This is a genomic window from Saccharomonospora iraqiensis subsp. paurometabolica YIM 90007 (genome assembly GCF_000231035.2).
GTDB lineage: Bacteria > Actinomycetota > Actinomycetes > Mycobacteriales > Pseudonocardiaceae > Saccharomonospora > Saccharomonospora paurometabolica.
Map to the genome: position 1 here is coordinate 35,470 of NZ_KI912187.1, position 3,310 is coordinate 38,779.

The 3,310-nt window shown below is 71.2% G+C and carries 3 protein-coding genes and 1 pseudogene; 3 read left to right on the forward strand and 1 reads right to left on the reverse strand.

Annotation, left to right across the window (positions count from 1 at the left end):
• The 3 genes from SACPADRAFT_RS0201020 to SACPADRAFT_RS0201030 all read left to right on the forward strand — a co-directional run.
• Positions 1–276, forward strand: a 276-nt coding sequence (locus SACPADRAFT_RS0201020; protein WP_007027017.1) for a Vms1/Ankzf1 family peptidyl-tRNA hydrolase, incomplete at its 5' end; no start/stop codon positions are given.
• Positions 277–494: 218 nt separating this feature from the next.
• The gene (locus SACPADRAFT_RS0201025; RefSeq protein ID WP_007027016.1) at positions 495–2,123 is read left to right on the forward strand and encodes an ABC-F family ATP-binding cassette domain-containing protein; all 1,629 of its coding nucleotides are present in this window, start codon (positions 495–497) and stop codon (positions 2,121–2,123) included.
• Positions 2,124–2,513: 390 nt separating this feature from the next.
• A complete protein-coding gene (locus tag SACPADRAFT_RS0201030; RefSeq protein ID WP_005437638.1) occupies positions 2,514–2,723 on the forward strand; it encodes a helix-turn-helix domain-containing protein in 210 nt (69 codons plus the stop codon).
• Here the strand turns inward: SACPADRAFT_RS0201030 and SACPADRAFT_RS24635 are convergent.
• Positions 2,710–3,310: pseudogene (locus tag SACPADRAFT_RS24635) on the reverse strand (hypothetical protein); the annotation flags it as partial. The gene SACPADRAFT_RS0201030 and the pseudogene SACPADRAFT_RS24635 overlap by 14 nt on opposite strands.

Here is a 3,310-nt window from a genome sequence, read left to right on the forward strand (position 1 = left end):
CAACGCTTCGCCCGCCGGCGCGGTGGCCAGGCCCGGCAGGCCCTGCGGTCGGCCGCGGACGACGCCGCGGAGATCCTCGTGCCCCGGGTGCGCGAACTCGACGGGGTCGTGCTCGGTGGCGACCGACGGGCCCTGGACGAGCTGCGCGGCGACTCCCGTCTCGCGCCCGTGTTCGCCGCCGCGCAGTCGCGGGTGCTCGACGTCGCCGAACCACGCAGGGCCGTGCTGGACGAGGCGGCACGCCGCGCCCGCGCGGTGGAGATCGTCGTGCGCTGACCTCCGGTGCGAGGCGGCCCACGGTACGCCGGAAAGGTGGTGGCGCCCACCCCTACACTGGGTCCCGTGGTTGTTCGACTGGAGTAGGTGTCCCGCCGGCCGCCCCGGCAGTCCCCGGCACTCCCGGTACCGCCGCCCGCCGGGCGCGGACACGGGGCCGCCCGGTCCCCTCTCTCCACCACGCGACTTCTTCCCACTTCGACGCCACGGAGTACCCATTGATCACGGCCAGCGGTCTCGAACTGCGCGCGGGTTCGCGCATCCTGCTCTCCGGCGCGACGCTACGCGTCCAGCCGGGTGACCGGATCGGACTCGTCGGGCGCAACGGTGCGGGCAAAACCACCACCCTGCGTGTCCTGGCGGGGGAGGGAGACCCCTACGCGGGCGAGATCGGCCACACCTCCGAGGTCGGCTACCTGCCGCAGGACCCGCGTGAGGGGGACCTGTCGGTGACGGCGAAGGACCGGGTGCTGTCCGCACGGGGCCTGGACGTGCTGCTGCGGGACATGGAGAAGGCGCAGTCGGAGATGGCCGAGCTGGTCGACGAGACCGCGCGGGACCGCGCTGTGCGCCGCTACGGCAGGCTGGAGGAGCGTTTCGCCGCACTCGGCGGGTACGCCGCGGAGAGCGAGGCCGCGCGGATCTGCGCCAACCTGGGCCTGGAGGACCGGGTGCTGCCGCAGCCGCTGTCCACGCTCTCCGGCGGGCAGCGGCGCCGCGTCGAGCTCGCCCGCATCCTGTTCGCCGCCTCGGAGGCGGGGGCGGGGGGCCGGTCCGGCACGATCCTGCTGCTCGACGAGCCCACCAACCACCTGGACGCGGACTCGATCAGCTGGCTGCGCGGCTTCCTCAAGGCCCACGACGGCGGGCTCGTGGTGATCAGCCACGACGTGGAACTGCTCGACGAGGTGGTCAACAAGGTCTGGTTCCTCGACCCCACCCGCGGGGAACTGGACAACTACAACATGACCTGGCAGCGCTACCTGGACGCGCGCGCGACCGACGAGAAGCGGCGCAGGCGGGAGCGGGCGAACGCGGAGAAGAAGGCGGCCTCCCTCCAGCAGCAGGCCGCCAAGCTCGGGGCCAAGGCGACCAAGGCCGTGGCGGCGAAGAACATGGCCCGGCGGGCGGAACAGATGCTGGCCGACCTGGACGACGAACCGCAGTCGGACAAGGTCGCCCGGATCACCTTCCCGGCACCCGCGCCCTGCGGGCGGACCCCGCTGACCGCCGAGGGACTGTCCAAGAGCTACGGCTCCCTGGAGATCTTCACCGGCGTCGACCTGGCGATCGACCGGGGCTCCAAGGTGGTGGTGCTCGGGCTGAACGGGTCGGGCAAGACCACGCTGCTCCGGTTGCTCGGCGGGCTGGAGACGCCGGACGCCGGGCGGGTCGTGCCCGGACACGGGCTCCGGCGCGGCTACTACGCACAGGAGCATGAGACCCTGGCGCACGACGAGAGTGTCTGGACCAACATCCGGCACCTCGCCCCGGACACCGGTGCGCAGGAGCTGCGCAACCTGCTGGGGCAGTTCCTGTTCAGCGGTGAGCAGCTCGACCAGCCCGCGGGGACGCTCTCCGGCGGGGAGAAGACCCGCCTGGCACTGGCGGCGCTGGTCTCCAGTGCGGCCAACGTGCTGCTGCTGGACGAGCCGACCAACAACCTGGACCCGGCCAGCCGCGCCCAGGTGCTCGACGCGTTGCGCGGGTTCGAGGGGGCGGTGGTTCTGGTGACGCACGACCCGGGTGCCGTGGAAGCGCTGCAACCCGAACGGGTGATCGTACTGCCGGACGGCACCGAGGATCTGTGGTCCGAGGAATATCAGGAACTTGTAGAACTCGCCTGAACAGGTGGCGGATACCGAACCTGGCCGGGTGAATACCGTGCGGGTTTCCGGTGTGTCGTGGACCGGACCCGTGACGTAGTGGAATCGTCACGCCAACGTGGTCACCGGTCGGTGGTAATACCGAGAGCAATTCCCGACGGGCGTACACGCCTGTGTGCGCTCGGTGGAGTGTGGAGTGCCACCTTGGCCATGAACCTTGGCCACGAGGAGTGTCCGACGGGGCCGCGACGGTTTGTTCACCGGACGACAAGTACCGCATCGGAGCGTTTTCCCCGCCATTCGAGCATGATTTTCCGCTGTCGTCTGGCATTCGGCGGCTCAGTGTTCGATCATTGCGTCGGCAGGGGCTGAAAGGAGCCCGAAACACCAACGGGCGGAAGGTGGATTGACGTGGCAGACCTGAAGAAGGGTGCGCGCATCACCGGAAACACGCGCGACAAGCTGGCCGCCGATCTGAAGAAGAAGTACGAGAAGGGGGCGAGCATCCGCGCCCTGGCCGAGTCCACCGGCCGCTCGTACGGCTTCGTGCACCGGGTGCTGTCGGAGTCCGGGGTGCAGCTGCGCGGTCGCGGTGGCGCCACGCGCGTCAAGAAGAAGTAAGCGGGGCACGTCCGGGCGTGGTGTCGGATCCGGGCTCCGCGGTGCCGGAGGGGGCCGCGGTGGCCCGGTCCCGGAAGACCCACATCGTGCCCAGCAGCACGGACACGTACACCAGATAACCGAAGCGGGTCGTGGGCGTGAGCATCGTGAAGGCGCCGAGCCCGACAGCGATCCGCAGGAGTGCGTCCGCACCCGTGTGGGGCGGTCGGTACAGCAGCCACCCGGTGACGGCCAGCGCCGCCGTCTCGAGCAGGGCGAACGCGAGGATCGTGCCGGTCGGTCCGGTGCTCGCGAGCAGGTGCCCGGGCAGCGGACTGGCTGCGGGGGAGCTCACGTCGGCCAGCCCCGCCGGGAAGCGGACGACGTTCTCGACGAAGGCGCCCGGGTCGGCCACCAGCACCGGCACGGTCAGCACCGTGGTGACGGCGAACCACGTGCCGGTGAACCGACCCCACGCCCGTGCGCCGGCCCGCGCCGCGACCAGTACGGCGGCCACCACCGCGGCGGGCAGCGCGATGAGCTTGGTCCCGACGGCCACGCCCAGCACCACGGCGGCGGAGACCGGGCGGTCGGTGGCCGCCAGGGCG